The organism is Sulfuriferula sp. GW1, from assembly GCF_047300855.1.
Lineage (GTDB): Bacteria > Pseudomonadota > Gammaproteobacteria > Burkholderiales > Sulfuriferulaceae > Sulfuriferula.
In genome coordinates this window covers 778,186-793,399 of record NZ_CP170197.1, presented here as the reverse complement: position 1 = coordinate 793,399, position 15,214 = coordinate 778,186, and the positions used below count along the sequence as shown (strand labels likewise).

Sequence of the window (15,214 nt, the reverse complement as noted above, 5' to 3'; positions counted from 1 at the left end):
AGCCAGGGTCTTGCTCTCATGCCGTCGGCCTGAAATGAATATCCCAACTGCGACACAACTGCTGCATTTCCTCCGTGTGCGGATGGCGGCCTGCATAGGCGGTGTTTTGCCAGGCGTGGGTTAATTGACAGAAGTAGTCGCCGGTTTCCTGGGTCGCCCCGGCACGGAATAGCCGCATGCAATCGCCTTCGGTTGCGTTGGCACCCAAGGCTATTTTTTCACGCGTTACCCAGTAGGCCAGTGCACCGCGATAAAGCAGACTCAAGGCCTCACGCTGCTGGCCCACCTGCCATAGTTTCCACGCCTCTTGCGCGATATTTTCCGGTAACGATTGCGGCTGGATATCCAGCCCGAACAGCACTTGTACGGGCTGCACCGGGCGAACCGCCGGTGTATGTTCGAACCAGCCGAGCCAGCGCTTGCGCTTTACGATCAGCCAGACGATGACCGCTGCCAGCAACAGCCACAGCAAGCCCTCGAAAACACGTGCCATACCCGGCACAATCCGGGCCAGAAATTTCAGCCATGCAGGCTCGCTACCAGGCTGCTTTTTGCTGGCTTGCTTACCCATGTATTTCCAGTGCTGCTCGACTTTTTCAGTCTGGAATTCGGGCTGTTTCAGCACCGCAGAAATCCGTTGCTTCAGTTGTTCCGGTGTCTGGGACGCAGCGACGGCCTGCGCGGGTGGCACGGGTGACGTTGCAGCCACTGCGGCCATGGACTGCGCTGGAAAAATCAGTGCACTACCCAGCACGCACGCCATCAATATGGACATGAGTACTCCGGCAGATGCCGCGGACCTGGCGGATGGCTGGTGGCGCTGAGCCATGCGCCGGAACGCAATTTCGATGTCCCAACCTTCAAGCAGGGTGCGGCGATTGAGATAAAGTGCGAAACCGGCAGCCACATAGAATGGTTCCATCGCCGTCATCGCTACCAGATAAAAAACATGCTCCAAAACATCCTGCCAGGCAGCGGGATGGGTGGCGAAAATCTGCTTGAAAAAATCGGCCTGCATTGTTTGCGGCAGCAAAAAATAAAGCAGCGCGAACAGGGCAATATTCAGCACGAATTCCAGGTTTAGACAAACCACCGTTAGCCATACCGCACCGTTGCGCGTCTTTTTTTGCAATACTTTCAGACGTTGCCGGCGTGCCTTGCCGCGCAAGCCTTCCAGATCCCGGACCGGCATGTTGAAAGAGCGCGCCAAATCGAAGCGGCCGAGCGTCAAATCCCACAGAAAGCTGTTGCGCCACAATGGCAAAACCGCCCTGATAGTCTCCCTGATCTTGGGCGGATCGCCGAACGTCGCACGGCTCAAGACATACAGCGGTATACGGTCGAATAACGGTTTTAACCACCACATCAGCAGCGGCGCCAGCCATTGCACTTCCCAGCACAACAGATTGATGAGCACGGCAACCGGCAGCACCACGGCCAGCCACGCACCGAATACCGGCTTCCACCAGGCATGCACCATGCTGAAGCCGAGATCGATCGCTTCCCAGAGGTTGCGCGGGCGCAAGGCAACCGCCACCGACTCAAGCTGCACGTTTGCGCCCCATGAATAAAAAGTAGGCGGCAACGCTCAGCCAGAGCAACGCGCCCACCGCATATTTCACTGCCGGAGCAATCGCCTGGGAAGACGACCAGAATGCTTCAAGGAACGCGGCAATCAGCAGCATGCCCACCACGCCATAGACGATGCGTATGCTGATCTGCGCTGCTTCGCGCAAGGCGTTCAGGCGCGTCTTGTTTCCCGGCGACAGCAGCGCAAGACCCATTTTCAATCCGGCCATTCCCGACAGGACAATCGCCGTCAATTCGAACGCGCCATGCCCCACCACAAACGGATAAAACGTCGTGCCATAGCCTATGCGCGTCAAATGTCCTGCGACTGTCCCTAGAATCAACCCGTTGTAGACCAGATAAAAAATGCTGCCCAGGCCATACAGCAAACCGCCGGCAAATGTCTGAAAACTGATGCCGATGTTGTTCTTGATGTAGTAGCCAAACATCAGAAAGTCTCCATCCGATTGCCGTTCCCGGCCGATGTGCGCCGCACCCGGGTTATACATGCCTTCGATGGAAACCAGGCTATGGTGATCCAGCATGGTGTAAACCATTTGCGGCGCATGCTGCAGCGCTATCCCCATCAACACCGCCGGCAGATAGAGCAGCGCGAAAGACAGCCAGAACAGGCGTGCCTCGGCACGGACCAGCGCCGGAAAACCGCCGCCAATAAAACGCAAAGTCTGGGACAGGAAAAAACCGCGCGCCTGGTACAGGTGCTGATGGCCGTCGAGCACCAGCCGGTCGAGCCGGTCGATCAGATACGTTGCATATTGACGCTCCCTGGCCAGCGCCAGGTGGTGGCAAATCTGCCGGTAATATTGAGGAAATGCGCCCATATCACCGGGGGGTTGTGACTGCTTTGTTTTGCGCTGGTTGTCGAGAGCGGTCAACAGCCTTTCCACCCTCTGCCAAAGGGCCTCGTGCTGCATTTCGAAGTCTTGCTGTTTCATCGGGCGCTTAGTTTTTCTTGCCCAACAGCCAGTTGGCCGTGGCATGCAGCTGTCTGATGCCGCTACTGCGCTGGTTTCCGCTGTTCGGGAGTGCGATGTCCGCCAGCTCTTCCATACGTTCCGGCGACAATTCCCGAGACCGCTCGGCGAAATTGATCACCGCACGCTGCTCTTCCAGATTAAGCGGGAAATGCGCCGGCCGGGCTGGAACGGCAGGTATGGCGGCCGCCTTTGTTTTGGCATCCCGATACACCACGCGCGTCCCTGCGGCGATGTCGCCAAGGCGCTTGAAATCGGGATGAAGCAGCATGGATATCAGCCCGAAACCATACAGAACAGGCAGGAAATCCACGTAGCGCAGGAGATTGCGGATCATCGAAGCCGACCACCCCACCGGGGTGCCGTCATCGTTGACCACACCTAGCCCCATGGCGCGTTTGCCCGGCGTCACCCCGTGCCGATATACCTCGAACAGCACGGGATAAAACCATTCAATCAAAAACAAACCGACCAGCAGCAATCCCCAGCCTAACTTGCCGAACTTGGACAACACGATGGCCAGCACAATATATACGCCGCCACGAATCAGCAAATCGATTATCCAGGCCAGGCTGCGCACCACCGGACCGGCCACGCGCAGCCTCAGCTCGACGCCTTCCGGCGTCTCTATCGCACGATAGGTATCCAGCAAGACAAACTACCTGGATTGGGCAGCGGGTGCGGGCAGATTGTTTTGTGCAGCGGCTTGCGCCCTATGCACATAAGACTGGTATGCCGGAATCGCGATTGCCGCAAGAATGCCTATCATCGCTATGGCAAGTATCGCAACGACCACCCATACCAACCCGCCACGATTGGGCGGCGTTTGTTTGCCGAAGCGGTTCTCGCCTTCGGTACCGGGTACAAACCAGAAGATCAGGTTGAGCAATGGAATGAAGGCCAGCAGCGCCAGCCAGCCAGTTTTGTCGAAATCATGCGCACGCTGAATGGTGAGCATGATGGACAGCACCATGGCCAGGACATAGCCGATCACCACCATTCCCATGAATATCCCGCGCGGCAATCCCATGGCAATCATCACGCCACCTATCGCCGCGAAAGCTATGTAGATGAGCATGCCGTAGCCCATCGTGTAACCGAGATATCTTAGCCGCCCGATTCGACCGCTGATCGACAAGACCTTTACTTCGGAATAATCATCCTGACCTTGATGGTCGACATTGGATTGTGGAACCTGATATGGATTGGCCGAATTCATCGCGTATTCTCTCCCTGATGCAATTATTGGTTTTTAAGGCGTCCGGATTTGAACCTTATCCGGCGCCTTTGTTATATGTGTCAAGCATGAATGCGCATCCATCATGCCATGCGCAGAATACACCACGCCTGTTTCGTCTGTATACCCGCAGCATAAACAGCATGAGGGAAGACAAAAAAAAGCCGCACCATGGTGCGGCTTTTTACCAGCTGAAACCCGCTTTAGCCGGCGTGCCTGTCGTGATGGTGTTCCATGCGGTCATGATGCAGATCATGACGGACATGGCGCAGATGGCGGCGATGATGATGCAGCGCGACACGGTCATGGGCAAGTTCATGACGTTGTTTGGCAATGCCTGCAGCATCTCCCTCACGTTTTTCATGGCGCAGTTCGCGCCGGTCCTGATGGATGTCGCGCACATCCTGACGCACGGCACGTTGTCCGGCATGGGCTGCCTGCACATCGTGATGGATGTCGCCTTCCGCAGCGTAGGCGGCGGGAAGCGCGGCGATGGCAAGTACGGCGCCCAAAGCAATCAAAGTGGATTTAAACATTGCAGTATCTCCTGTCTGTAAATGGATGATGTGATCATGTGCAACCACACTACAGATAACGCGCTCGGCCGAGCCGATGGGGGACAGGATTGTGTATCAAGTTGTATCAAATCGTTTCAGGCTTGCTGTCTATGCAATGCGCCAATACCGCTTCCAGCAAGGCCGCACCCAGCCGTTTGCTGCGCGCAGCGCTCCAGCCATGCTCCGGATCTGGCAGATTGGCGTTGTCCTTGAACGGCATTTCCAGGGTGAGCGATACGCAGCCGAAGGCATGCCCTACATATTTGGATGCCAGGGTGAGCATCTCATCGGAAAAGCGATCCGGCGCGTAACCGTGTTCGCGTTGAAAATCCGGGCTGATCTGCAGCAGGCGCGCGAGAAATGCTTCCTGTTGCGCCACCAGGCTGGGGGCATAACCGGGGATCATTTCGCAGCCGTCGACAAACACATACGGAATGGTCTCATCGCCGTGGATATCCAGAAACAGATCCACGCCGCTATCGTGCATGGCTTGTCGCGCATGCAGTACTTCCGGACTTTTCTCCAGGCTGGGTGCCATCCATTCGCGATTGAGATTGGCGCCTGCTGCATTGCTGCGCAGATTGCCCAGCGCTGCGCCGTCCGGGTTCATGTTGGGTACGATATGCAGCATGGCCAGTTGCGCGAGCTTGCGCGCCACCGGATCGGCAGGGTCGAGCAGACGTTCGATCAATCCCTCGACCAGCCATTCGGTCATGCTTTCGCCCGGATGCTGGCGCGCAATGATCCACACTTGCTGCGCACCGCTGCCCCAGCTGAGCTTGTCGATATCCCGGCCCTGCAAACTACTGCTCAGACGCGTGACGCGCATGTCCGCTGCCGCCTGGGCAATCAGGTCGAGATGGCGCTCCCATGAATACGGTTCGAAATAGGCGTAGTAAACGCTGTCACACTCGGCAGTGTGGCTGATAGTCAGCACTTTGCCGTCGTATGCGGTGGGCACGCGAAACCAGTGGCGGCGGTCGTAGCTGGCGACGGCCTGGTAACCATGCCAGCCGTCGCTGTAAGTGCAGTCACCGGCATTGAGCAGCCGCATCACCAGCGACTGTCCGGCGACGCCACTCACACGAAAATGGAACCACTGGCGGAATTCGGCGGCACTGTCGCTGCGGATATTGAGACGGATGTCGGCTGGGTCGGCGGCGGCGACAATTTCAATCGCGCCGGAATCAAACTGGCTGGAAATGTGCATGGCAGAATACTGGATCAAACATGATGATAAAAAAGGCGACGCCAGCGGCATCGCCTCTTGAAAATACGCAAAATTACTTGGTCTTGCAGGTTTTGATGCCGAATGGCAAATAGGCCGGGCACCAGCCAACCAGGCCAGTAACAAGCGGCACCACACCAATGTAGCCCCACCAGCCAATCTTGTCCGTGGCCGCCAGGCCAATGAGTACAATGCCAACAATGATGCGAAGTGCACGGTCTATGCCGCCAACATTACAGCTCATGGTGAACTCCTTGCGGGTGGATGGAACCCTAATTAAAGCACATGTTGGCAGCTGCGTCGTAACCAATACCAGCGGGTTCTGACTTGAATCTGACCATCGCGACACCTTAAGCTGGCACCAAAGAATCACCTGCCTGGATTGGAGCCATCCCGCTCTACAGAAAAGGCTTGTTCGCACCGTTAAGGTCATATGAATACAATCTGCCGGGGTATATAGGGCCGTGCACACATTTTCGATCCGAACCCATCTCCTGCTGTTGGTCCTGGCAGTGTCCATCCCGCTCGTGGCAACCGTAGGCTATGTCATTTATTCCGACATGCAGCAGACCATCGCTTATACCAAGACTTCACTGCGAACACTGGCGAGCACGATAGCCAGAAACACCGGTGGCAGGATTGCTGATAAACGCCAGCTTCTCGAACGAGTGGCTACACGTCCGCTCATCAGGCAGATCGATCCCAAAAAATGCGATGGGATACTCAAGGAACTGCTAATCCTGAACCCCTACTACGCCAATATCGGTTATACGGACATGGCGGGACAGGTAGTCTGCTCCGCGGTGCCGCACCCTGATAGCAAATCGATTAATTTCCGGGAAACGCCATGGTTCCAGAAGTTTCTGGAGGTAAGACGCTTCACGGTCGGACAACCGTTTTTCGGTCCAATTTCCCACAAGTGGGTCTCCGTTCTGAGCGCACCGATCTGGAACGGGCATCATGAACTGATCGGAGCGGTCAACCTCCCCCTCGACCTGCAAGTCTTTGATCCCAAGATTCCCGCTCATATGCTGCCAGCCGGGAGCCATTACGGTTTCTTCAGTGCGGACGGCGTACTGGTCTGGCGCGATTCCGACCAGGACGCCTTGGGTACTCGTCCGAAAGCGGATGCGGCCAGGCAGATTGTCAAAACAGCTAATGGCGAATTTGAAAGCCGGGCGGCGGACGGGGTAATGCGTTACTTTTCGGTAGTGTCGATGCCGGAAGCCGGGTGGATTGCCTATGTGGGCGTACCCGTGTCAACGATTTACGCTGAAGCCAGACAGCGTGCGATCACCGCCTCGGCTATCGTACTGGCCGTCATTGTCTTGCTGTTTGCTCTAGCCATTTCGATTGCACGGCGGATTGCCAAGCCGGTGGCGGAACTGGAAAGAACTGCGCAAGCAGTTCAGGGTGGGGACTTCGGGGTCAGGGCAGCAACTGAAGGTCCAAGTGAAATCGCAGCCGTGGCACAGGAATTCAATGCCATGGTCGATTCCCAGCAACGCAATATTGCTCAACTCCGCATAGCCGCCGCAGCTTTTGAATCGCAGGAAAGCATGATGGTGACCGATGCCAAAGGGGTCATCTTGCGCATCAACAAGGCATTTACCGAGACCACTGGCTACACGCCTGCGGAGATTGTGGGTCAAACGCCGCGCCTACTCAACTCGGGCCGCCACGACGCAGATTTTTTTCGATCGATGTGGGAGACCATCCACCGTACCGGCGGATGGCAGGGAGAGATATGGGACCGGCGCAAAAATGGCGAAGTTTATCCGAAATGGCTCACCATCTCTGCAGTGAAGGACGATGATCATACCGTCACCCATTACATCAGTACGCATTTCGACATTTCCGAACGCAAGCAAGCCGAAGAAAGGATCAATGAACTGGCCTTCTTTGATCAGTTGACCGGTCTGCCCAACCGGACACTCCTGCTGGATCGCCTGAATCTGGCCATGTCCACCAGTACCCGCAGCGGCAGTTTCGGTGCGCTGCTGTTGATCGATCTCGATAATTTCAAGACCCTTAACGATACCCTCGGCCATGATATGGGCGACTTGCTGCTGAAGCAGGTTGCACAACGCCTGACCGCATGCGTTCGTGCAGGAGAAACCGTGGCGCGACTGGGAGGCGATGAATTTGTGGTCATGCTGGCGGACCTGAGTACGTCTGAAATAGATGCCGCCACCCGCGCCAAAACCGTCTGCGAAAAAATTCGCTCCGCCCTGAACCAGGCATATCAGCTCAACAGCTTGATTTACCACATTACACCGAGTATCGGTGCCACCTTGTTCAGAGGCCATCTCGTGAGCATCGATGATCTGGTGAAGCAGGCCGATCTCGCCATGTACAAATCCAAGGAAACCGGGCGCAATGCCATCCATTTCTTTGATCCAGCCATGCAGGCCAGCATTGTTGCGCGAGTCAATCTGGAAACCGATTTGCGCAGGGCAATCGAGGAAAATCAATTCCGGCTTCACTATCAGGCCCAGGTGGTCGGCGCAGGCCGTGTCACCGGCGCCGAAGCACTGGTGCGCTGGCAGCACCCCCAGCGCGGCCTGGTGTCTCCCGCCGAATTCATTCCCCTGGCCGAAGAAACCAGATTGATTTTGCCACTGGGTCTATGGGTTCTGGAAACTGCTTGCACCCAATTAGCCGTATGGGCCGGCCAACCCAGGATGGCTGATCTCACCCTTGCGGTGAATGTCAGTGCACACCAATTCCGCCAGGCCGATTTCGTCGATCAAGTGCTGTCAACGCTCAAAAAAACGGGCGCCAATCCGCATCGATTGAAACTGGAACTGACCGAAAGCCTGCTGGTAGAAAACGTGCAGGACATTATCGAGAAAATGTTCGCGCTGAAGGCCAAGGGCGTGGGCTTCTCTCTTGATGATTTCGGTACCGGATATTCTTCGTTGTCCTACCTGAAGCGCATGCCGCTGGATCATTTAAAGATCGACCAGTCATTTGTGCGGGATGTGCTCAGCGACCCCAACGATGCTGCCATAGCTCGAACCATCGTCGCGCTGGCCCAGAACCTGGGGCTGGGCGTGATCGCAGAGGGTGTTGAAACTGAGGCGCAACAAGAGTTTCTGGCAAGTGCAGGCTGCCATGCCTATCAGGGTTATTTCTTCAGCCGGCCCTTACCCATAGGCGACTTCGAGGAGTTTGCGCAACGGCTTTGATCCTCAGTGATTAGCCAATTCTCGTCAGCGCAAGCGCACTTCCAAGGCTTAACCACCGCGGCACTCTGGTGCGACGGCCAGCATCAATCGCTTCATCTCGCGCACGGCTGCTTCCCAGCCCACGAACAGGGCATGCGCGACAATCGCGTGGCCGATATTGAGTTCCGCCACACCGGGGATGGCGGCAATGTCCTGCACATTATGGTAGTGCAGGCCGTGCCCGGCATTCACCTGCAAGCCAATACGGTTGCCATATTCCACCGCCGCGACAATGCGCTGCAATTCACCGGCCTGATCTGCGCGGCTATGTGCATCGGCAAAACGGCCGGTATGAATTTCCACCACCGGCGCGTCACAGGCGCGTGCGGCGTCGAGCTGGCGCGGATCGGCATCGATAAATAGCGAAACACGGATTCCGGCCTCACCCAGCACGCCGCAGGCACGCTTGACCTTGTCAAGCTGGCCGGCCACGTCCAGCCCGCCTTCGGTAGTGAGTTCTTCGCGCCGCTCCGGCACCAGACAGGCGTCCTGCGGCTTGACGCGGCAGGCGATGCCGAGCATCTCGTCGGTCACCGCCATTTCCAGATTCATGCGCGTGGTGAGCACTCGGCTCAAGGTATCCACATCGTGATCCTGGATGTGGCGGCGGTCTTCGCGCAGATGCAGGGTAATCGCGTCCGCACCGGCGGATTCAGCCACCAGCGCGGCCTGTACCGGGCTCGGATAGCGCGTGCCGCGCGCCTGACGAATGGTAACGATGTGGTCGATGTTGACGCCAAGCTGGATCATAGCTGTTGCAAATCCTTCAAAAGTTCACGGGCATGCAGGATTTGCCCGCCCAGGTGATGGTTGATAATAAGCCGCATCAGCTGCTTGCTTTGCGTCAGGGTAACCGGGTCACGGTAATCGTCTGCCGCCATATCGAGCAGGGTCTTGCCGGACAACCGCATGTCAGCGTGACCATTGGCGCGTTGGACAGGCAACGCACCGCGATCGAGCACATAGACATAGTCCTGCTGCGCCCGCACGGCCTGCCCGGAATCCGCCTCGAATTCGAATGGCTGGGCGTAGCCCAGTTCTGCCAGCAGACGTTTTTCAAAACGGCGCAGGATGGCGGCGTAGGCGCTTTGCGGCATCGGACTGGACAAGGCCTGCAACGCCGCCTGGTAATCGGCGAACAGGTTCTCGTGCGGATCTTCGCGCGCCAGCAATTTCAGCATCAGTTCGTTGATATAAAATCCGCACAGCAGCCCCATGCCCTGCGGTAGCGCCAGGCCGCCCTGCCACTCGGCGCGGTGCAGCGTGCGCAACTCACCCTTGCCGGCCCACGACAGCAGCAACGGCGTAAACGACTGCACCAGCCCGCGCAATTGCGAGCGTGGCCGGCGCGCGCCGCGTGCCACCAGAGCGACCCTTCCGTGTGCATGCGTGAAAGTTTCCACAATCAGGCTGGTTTCACGGAACGGGTAGCTGTGCAGCACGAAGCCTGCGGCGTTGTCGACGCGGCTGCGTTCCGGGGCAAGTGTGGCGGGGCGTGCGTTCATGCTCTGAAAAAATAATTTGCCACAGAGAACGCGGAGAAAATGAGATTCGCAGGGATGGGCGACGCGTCGTCCAACTCGCAAAAACCGCTGTGGTGCTCTTTGTGGCTGAAGTTGTCCTTAACGTTCATTCATAACCCAGCTGTTTCAATATGCGCTCACTGTCAGCCCAGCCGCCTTTGACCTTGACCCACAGCTCCAGATAGACCTTGCCGCCGAACAGTCTTTCCATGTCGAGGCGCGCGGCGGTGCCGATTTCCTTGAGCTTGGCACCCTGATGGCCGATCAGGATGCCTTTCTGGTTAGGCTTGTCGACCAGAATACCGGCAAAAATGCGGCGCATCTCGCCTTCCTGCTCGAATTTTTCGATAATCACGCTGGCGGAATACGGTACCTCTTCGCCGGACAGGCGGAACACTTTTTCGCGCACGATTTCAGCGGCCAGAAAGCGCTCGCTCTTGTCGGTGATTTCGTCTTCGCCAAACATCGGCGGCGCCTCAGGCAGGTGCTTGCGGATTTCTCCCAGCAAGCCCGGCACATTGTCGCCATCGCGAGCCGACAACGGCACCACGGCGGCAAACGGGAACACTTCACTCATCTGCGCGATAAACGGCAACAGCTGGTCTTTGTCCTTGATCAGGTCCAGCTTGTTCAACACCAGAATCACCGGCATGTCACGCGGCAGCAATGCCGCCACCTGACGATCGCGCGCGTCGAAGTGGGTGCCATCCAGCACGAACAGCACGACGTCGGTGGAGCGCAGGGCGTCCACCACGGTCTTGTTCATGCCGCGGTTGAGCGCATTGCTGTATTTGGTCTGGAAACCGGGTGTATCGACGAAAATAAACTGCGCATCCGGCGTGGTGTGAATACCGTGGATGCGGTGACGCGTGGTCTGCGCCTTGCGCGAAGTGATGCTGACTTTGGCGCCGACAATGTGATTGGTCAGCGTGGATTTGCCCACGTTGGGGCGGCCGACAATGGCGATGTAACCGGTACGGAAGTCTGGCGCTGCTGTATGCATTTCGTATCCTGTTTAGAGCTTTCCGCCCCAGAGAACACGGGAGCCTCAGCGCAAACTTTTGCTGATCGCTTCACGCTGCGTTCTTTGCGGCCAATCGCTTTTGAATTTAAGCGTTGCCGGAATTTTTACCTGCAACGACTATCAGATTATAGGCGGCTTGTGCGGCTGTTTGTTCGGCGGCGCGACGGCTGGCAGCTTCACCCTGGGTGCAAATCTGCAGTGCCGGGATACTGCAGGTCACCCGGAAAGTTTGCGCATGGGCATCGCCCATGGTACCGGCCAGTTCATAAGCGGGTAGCGGCAGGCGGCGGCTTTGCAGGATTTCCTGGAGCAGCGTCTTGGCGTCCTTGGCAGGCAGCGCGGGATCGATATCCGCCAGTTGCGGAGCATACAGCGCATGAATGACACGCTCCGCTTCGGCAAAACCGCCATCGAGAAAAATTGCGCCGAACAGCGATTCGAGTCCATCGGCGAGAATGGAAGGCCGATTGCGGCCACCGCTTTTCACTTCTCCGTCCCCCAGCTTCAGCAGCGTCCCCAGTCCCAGCGTGACGGCAATTTCAAACAGGCTTTGCTGGCGTACCAGGTTGGCACGTAAACGGGACAACACGCCTTCCGGCAAATCGGGAAAATGCGCGTACAGCAGGTGCGCGACGGCACAGTTCAGCACGCTGTCGCCGAGGAATTCCAGACGTTCGTTATGCGGTGCTCCGAAACTGCGATGCGTCAACGCCTGATGCAGGTGGTGCGGCTGGCGAAATGTATAGCCTATCGCCTGTTCAATCGCAGTCAAATGCTGTGCTTCGCACTATTGCGCGGCGTCCGGCGCAGTCGAAGGCTGCGGCGCAGTGGAAGCGGCAAAATCCATATACAGCCCCAGATTGCCGAACAATGGTTTCTCCACCCGATACTTGGCCGAGACAACCAACTGCCCTCCGGTGCGCGAGATGTCCAGATCCTCCGGTTTAACCGCAGTAATATTGTCAATGCCGGAGCGGCGCGCATAGGACAAGCGCACTTCGTCGTTCGTGGCATCTTTCATCGCCGGGTCGGCGGCCATGGCACTGAATACTTTTTTGATTGAATAATATTCGATGTAAGCCGGCACTATTTTCATGACGACGATCGCCGCGAACACGATCATGATGCCCACAAACAGCATTCCGATCAGCGTTGCCCCCTTTTGCTTGTGCATGGTGTTTCCTTATTCAATCATGTGGCCGATACGTTTGAGATCATCGAAATTCCACCAGACCATGAAGGCGCGCCCGACAATGTTACGGTCCGGCACAAAGCCCCAGTAGCGGCTGTCGGTGCTGTCGTCGCGGTTATCACCCATCATGAAATAATAACCTTGAGGCACCTTGCAGGTGAAACCTGCATCATTGTAATCGCAATTTTCGCGGTACGGAAACTGGCTGTCCACCTGGCTCAAATCGATGCTGGGCCGGTCTGACTGGGTAATGATTTCATGCAAATGCTGGCCGAGCTGCTCCTTGTACCGCTCGGTGCTGACATAGTTCAACCCCCTGCCAATATAGTTATAAGAACCGTCATTGATTGTCACCACGGGTTTGCCATTGATGGTGAGCCGCTTGTTACGATAGGTCACCGTATCGCCGGGCACGCCGACCACCCGTTTGATATAGTCAAGCGACGTATCCTTGGGGTAACGGAACACCATCACATCCCCTTCTTTAGGCTCGCCCACATTGAGGATTTTCTTGTTGATAATGGGCAGGCGGATACCGTAGGTATACTTATTCACCAAAATGAAATCCCCCACCAGCAGGGTCGGTATCATCGAACCGGATGGTATTTTGAATGGCTCGACCACGAACGAGCGCAGCACGAATACTGCGAGGATCACCGGGAAAAAACTCTTGGCGTACTCGGTCAATACCGGCAGCTTGGCGTCTTTGGCCCGCTTAGCCTTGAAAAACAGGCTGTCCAGCAGCCAGATCACGCCGGTGATGACCAGCGCGACAAACATGATAAGTGCGAAGTCCATACTGCTCCCTTACTGCTTGATAGATTAATGACCGACTATTTATCACCCACTTGCAGAATCGCCAGAAAAGCTTCCTGCGGGATTTCCACATTACCCACCTGTTTCATGCGTTTCTTGCCTGCCTTCTGTTTTTCCAGCAGCTTGCGCTTGCGGCTGATATCGCCCCCGTAACACTTGGCCAGCACGTTCTTGCGCAGCGCCTTGACGTTTTCCCGCGCGATGATCTGCGCACCGATGGCGGCTTGAATGGCGACGTCGAACATCTGGCGCGGGATGAGTTCGCGCATTTTGGACGCCAGCTCGCGACCTTTGTACTGGCTGGTGGCACGGTGCACGATCAGCGACAGCGCATCGACTTTCTCGCTATTTACCAGAATATCGAGCTTGACCAGATCGGCTGCGCGAAATTCCTTGAAATCGTAATCGAGCGAGGCATAACCGCGCGTGGCTGACTTGAGCCGGTCGAAAAAGTCCATCACCACTTCGTTCATCGGCATGTCGTAATTGAGCATGACCTGCCGCCCCATGTATTGCATGTTGGTCTGCGCGCCGCGTTTCTGGGTGCACAGCGTCATCACATTGCCCAGATATTCCTCCGGCACCAGGATGGTGGCGGTGATGATCGGCTCGCGGATTTCCATGATGCTGGACAGGTCCGGCAGCTTGGACGGGTTCTCGATGTGGATCGTGCTGCCGTCTTTCATCACCACCTGATAGATCACCGTGGGCGCGGTGGTGATCAGGTCCATGTCGTATTCGCGTTCCAGGCGCTCCTGCACGATTTCCATGTGCAGCAGGCCGAGAAAGCCGCAGCGGAAGCCAAAGCCCAGCGCCTGTGACACCTCCGGCTCGTATTGCAGCGAGGCATCATTGAGTTTGAGCTTTTCCAGCGCGTCACGCAGCGCGTCGTAATCGTGCGATTCAACCGGATAAAGTCCGGCGAACACCTGCGGCTTGATTTCCTTGAAACCGGGCAAAGGTTCTGCGGCAGGTCGCGCATCCAGCGTCACCGTATCGCCCACCTTGGCAGCCTTGAGCTCCTTGATACCGGCGATGATAAAACCCACTTCCCCGGCGGATAATTGGGTGCGTTGCCGCGCCTTGGGGGTAAATACACCCACCTGCTCGGTGAGATGCACCGAGTTGGTAGCCATCAGGCGGATTTTTTCCTTGGGGCGCAGCACGCCATCCACCACCCGTACCAGCATCACCACGCCGACATAATTATCGAACCATGAATCGATGATCAGCGCTTTCAGCGGTGCTTCGGGATCGCCTTGCGGGGGCGGGATTTTCGCAATCACCGCTTCAAGTATGTCTTCCACCCCCAGCCCGGTCTTGGCCGAGGCGCGCACCGCATCGTGGGCATCGATGCCGATAATGTCCTCAATTTCCTGAATCACCCGATCCGGCTCGGCGGCAGGCAGGTCAATCTTGTTCAGCACCGGCACCACTTCCACACCCAGCTCGGTCGCGGTATAGCAGTTGGCCACGGTCTGCGCTTCCACACCCTGGGAGGCGTCCACCACCAGCAGCGCGCCCTCGCAGGCGGACAGCGAACGGCTCACTTCGTAGGAAAAATCAACATGGCCAGGCGTATCAATCAAGTGCAGCTGATACAACTGGCCGTCACGCGCCTTGTATTCCAGCGCGGCAGTCTGAGCCTTGATGGTAATGCCGCGTTCGCGCTCCAGATCCATGGAGTCGAGCACCTGGGCTTCCATCTCGCGTTCGGACAACCCGCCGCACATCTGGATGATGCGGTCAGCCAGCGTGGATTTACCGTGGTCGATATGGGCAATAATGGAAAAATTACGGATGTTTTTCATCAACACAATCAATAAAAAAGGCACACTGCGTG

General features: G+C 56.9%; 15 protein-coding genes. 1 reads left to right on the top strand and 14 read right to left on the bottom strand.

Features of this window, described 5'->3' with window-relative positions; translation table 11 throughout:
* Window positions 1-16: 16 nt before the first annotated feature.
* The 7 genes from ACFDAU_RS04050 to ACFDAU_RS04020 form a co-directional block, all read right to left on the bottom strand.
* Window positions 17-1,552: a hypothetical protein gene (locus ACFDAU_RS04050; protein ID WP_413438736.1), complete on the bottom strand. Its 1,536-nt coding sequence runs from the start codon at window positions 1,550-1,552 to the stop codon at window positions 17-19.
* On the bottom strand, window positions 1,542-2,465 hold the full coding sequence (locus ACFDAU_RS04045) for a stage II sporulation protein M (RefSeq protein ID WP_413438735.1): 924 nt from the start codon (window positions 2,463-2,465) through the stop codon (window positions 1,542-1,544). Before ACFDAU_RS04045 ends, ACFDAU_RS04050 begins: the two co-directional genes overlap by 11 nt.
* A gap of 67 nt (window positions 2,466-2,532) precedes the next feature.
* Window positions 2,533-3,216, bottom strand: a complete 684-nt coding sequence (locus tag ACFDAU_RS04040) for an RDD family protein (protein ID WP_413438734.1) — start codon at window positions 3,214-3,216, stop codon at window positions 2,533-2,535.
* A gap of 6 nt (window positions 3,217-3,222) precedes the next feature.
* Window positions 3,223-3,783 (bottom strand): DUF805 domain-containing protein, encoded by a 561-nt coding sequence (locus tag ACFDAU_RS04035; protein ID WP_413438733.1) that lies wholly within the window; start codon window positions 3,781-3,783, stop codon window positions 3,223-3,225.
* A gap of 221 nt (window positions 3,784-4,004) precedes the next feature.
* The gene (locus tag ACFDAU_RS04030; RefSeq protein WP_413438732.1) at window positions 4,005-4,337 is read right to left on the bottom strand and encodes a hypothetical protein; all 333 of its coding nucleotides are present in this window, start codon (window positions 4,335-4,337) and stop codon (window positions 4,005-4,007) included.
* 106 nt (window positions 4,338-4,443) lie between these two features.
* Window positions 4,444-5,568 carry a M14-type cytosolic carboxypeptidase gene (locus ACFDAU_RS04025; RefSeq protein ID WP_413438731.1) on the bottom strand — a complete coding sequence of 375 codons (1,125 nt, stop codon included), beginning with the start codon at window positions 5,566-5,568 and terminating at the stop codon, window positions 4,444-4,446.
* A 73-nt stretch (window positions 5,569-5,641) separates the two neighbouring features.
* The gene (locus tag ACFDAU_RS04020) at window positions 5,642-5,830 is read right to left on the bottom strand and encodes a DUF2892 domain-containing protein (protein WP_413438730.1); all 189 of its coding nucleotides are present in this window, start codon (window positions 5,828-5,830) and stop codon (window positions 5,642-5,644) included.
* Window positions 5,831-6,098: 268 nt separating this feature from the next.
* On the opposite strand from ACFDAU_RS04020, the gene ACFDAU_RS04015 reads away from it, so the two are divergent.
* A complete protein-coding gene (locus ACFDAU_RS04015; RefSeq protein WP_413438729.1) occupies window positions 6,099-8,777 on the top strand; it encodes an EAL domain-containing protein in 2,679 nt (892 codons plus the stop codon).
* Window positions 8,778-8,825: 48 nt separating this feature from the next.
* On the opposite strand, the gene pdxJ is transcribed toward ACFDAU_RS04015, so the two are convergent.
* The 7 genes from pdxJ to lepA all read right to left on the bottom strand — a co-directional run bounded on the left by pdxJ (window position 8,826) and on the right by lepA (window position 15,185).
* A complete protein-coding gene (pdxJ, locus tag ACFDAU_RS04010; RefSeq protein ID WP_413438728.1) occupies window positions 8,826-9,566 on the bottom strand; it encodes a pyridoxine 5'-phosphate synthase in 741 nt (246 codons plus the stop codon).
* Window positions 9,563-10,321: a DNA repair protein RecO gene (recO, locus tag ACFDAU_RS04005; RefSeq protein ID WP_413438727.1), complete on the bottom strand. Its 759-nt coding sequence runs from the start codon at window positions 10,319-10,321 to the stop codon at window positions 9,563-9,565. Before recO ends, pdxJ begins: the two co-directional genes overlap by 4 nt.
* Window positions 10,322-10,445: 124 nt before the next feature.
* Window positions 10,446-11,342 (bottom strand): GTPase Era, encoded by an 897-nt coding sequence (gene era, locus ACFDAU_RS04000; protein WP_413438726.1) that lies wholly within the window; start codon window positions 11,340-11,342, stop codon window positions 10,446-10,448.
* Window positions 11,343-11,448: 106 nt separating this feature from the next.
* Complete coding sequence (gene rnc, locus ACFDAU_RS03995; RefSeq protein WP_413438725.1) at window positions 11,449-12,135, bottom strand: ribonuclease III; 687 nt, start codon at window positions 12,133-12,135, stop codon at window positions 11,449-11,451.
* Between the two features lie 15 nt (window positions 12,136-12,150).
* The gene (locus ACFDAU_RS03990; protein ID WP_413438724.1) at window positions 12,151-12,537 is read right to left on the bottom strand and encodes a DUF4845 domain-containing protein; all 387 of its coding nucleotides are present in this window, start codon (window positions 12,535-12,537) and stop codon (window positions 12,151-12,153) included.
* Between the two features lie 9 nt (window positions 12,538-12,546).
* Window positions 12,547-13,353 (bottom strand): signal peptidase I, encoded by an 807-nt coding sequence (gene lepB / locus ACFDAU_RS03985; protein WP_413438723.1) that lies wholly within the window; start codon window positions 13,351-13,353, stop codon window positions 12,547-12,549.
* A gap of 35 nt (window positions 13,354-13,388) precedes the next feature.
* On the bottom strand, window positions 13,389-15,185 hold the full coding sequence (gene lepA / locus ACFDAU_RS03980; RefSeq protein ID WP_413439500.1) for a translation elongation factor 4: 1,797 nt from the start codon (window positions 15,183-15,185) through the stop codon (window positions 13,389-13,391).
* Window positions 15,186-15,214: the final 29 nt, after the last annotated feature.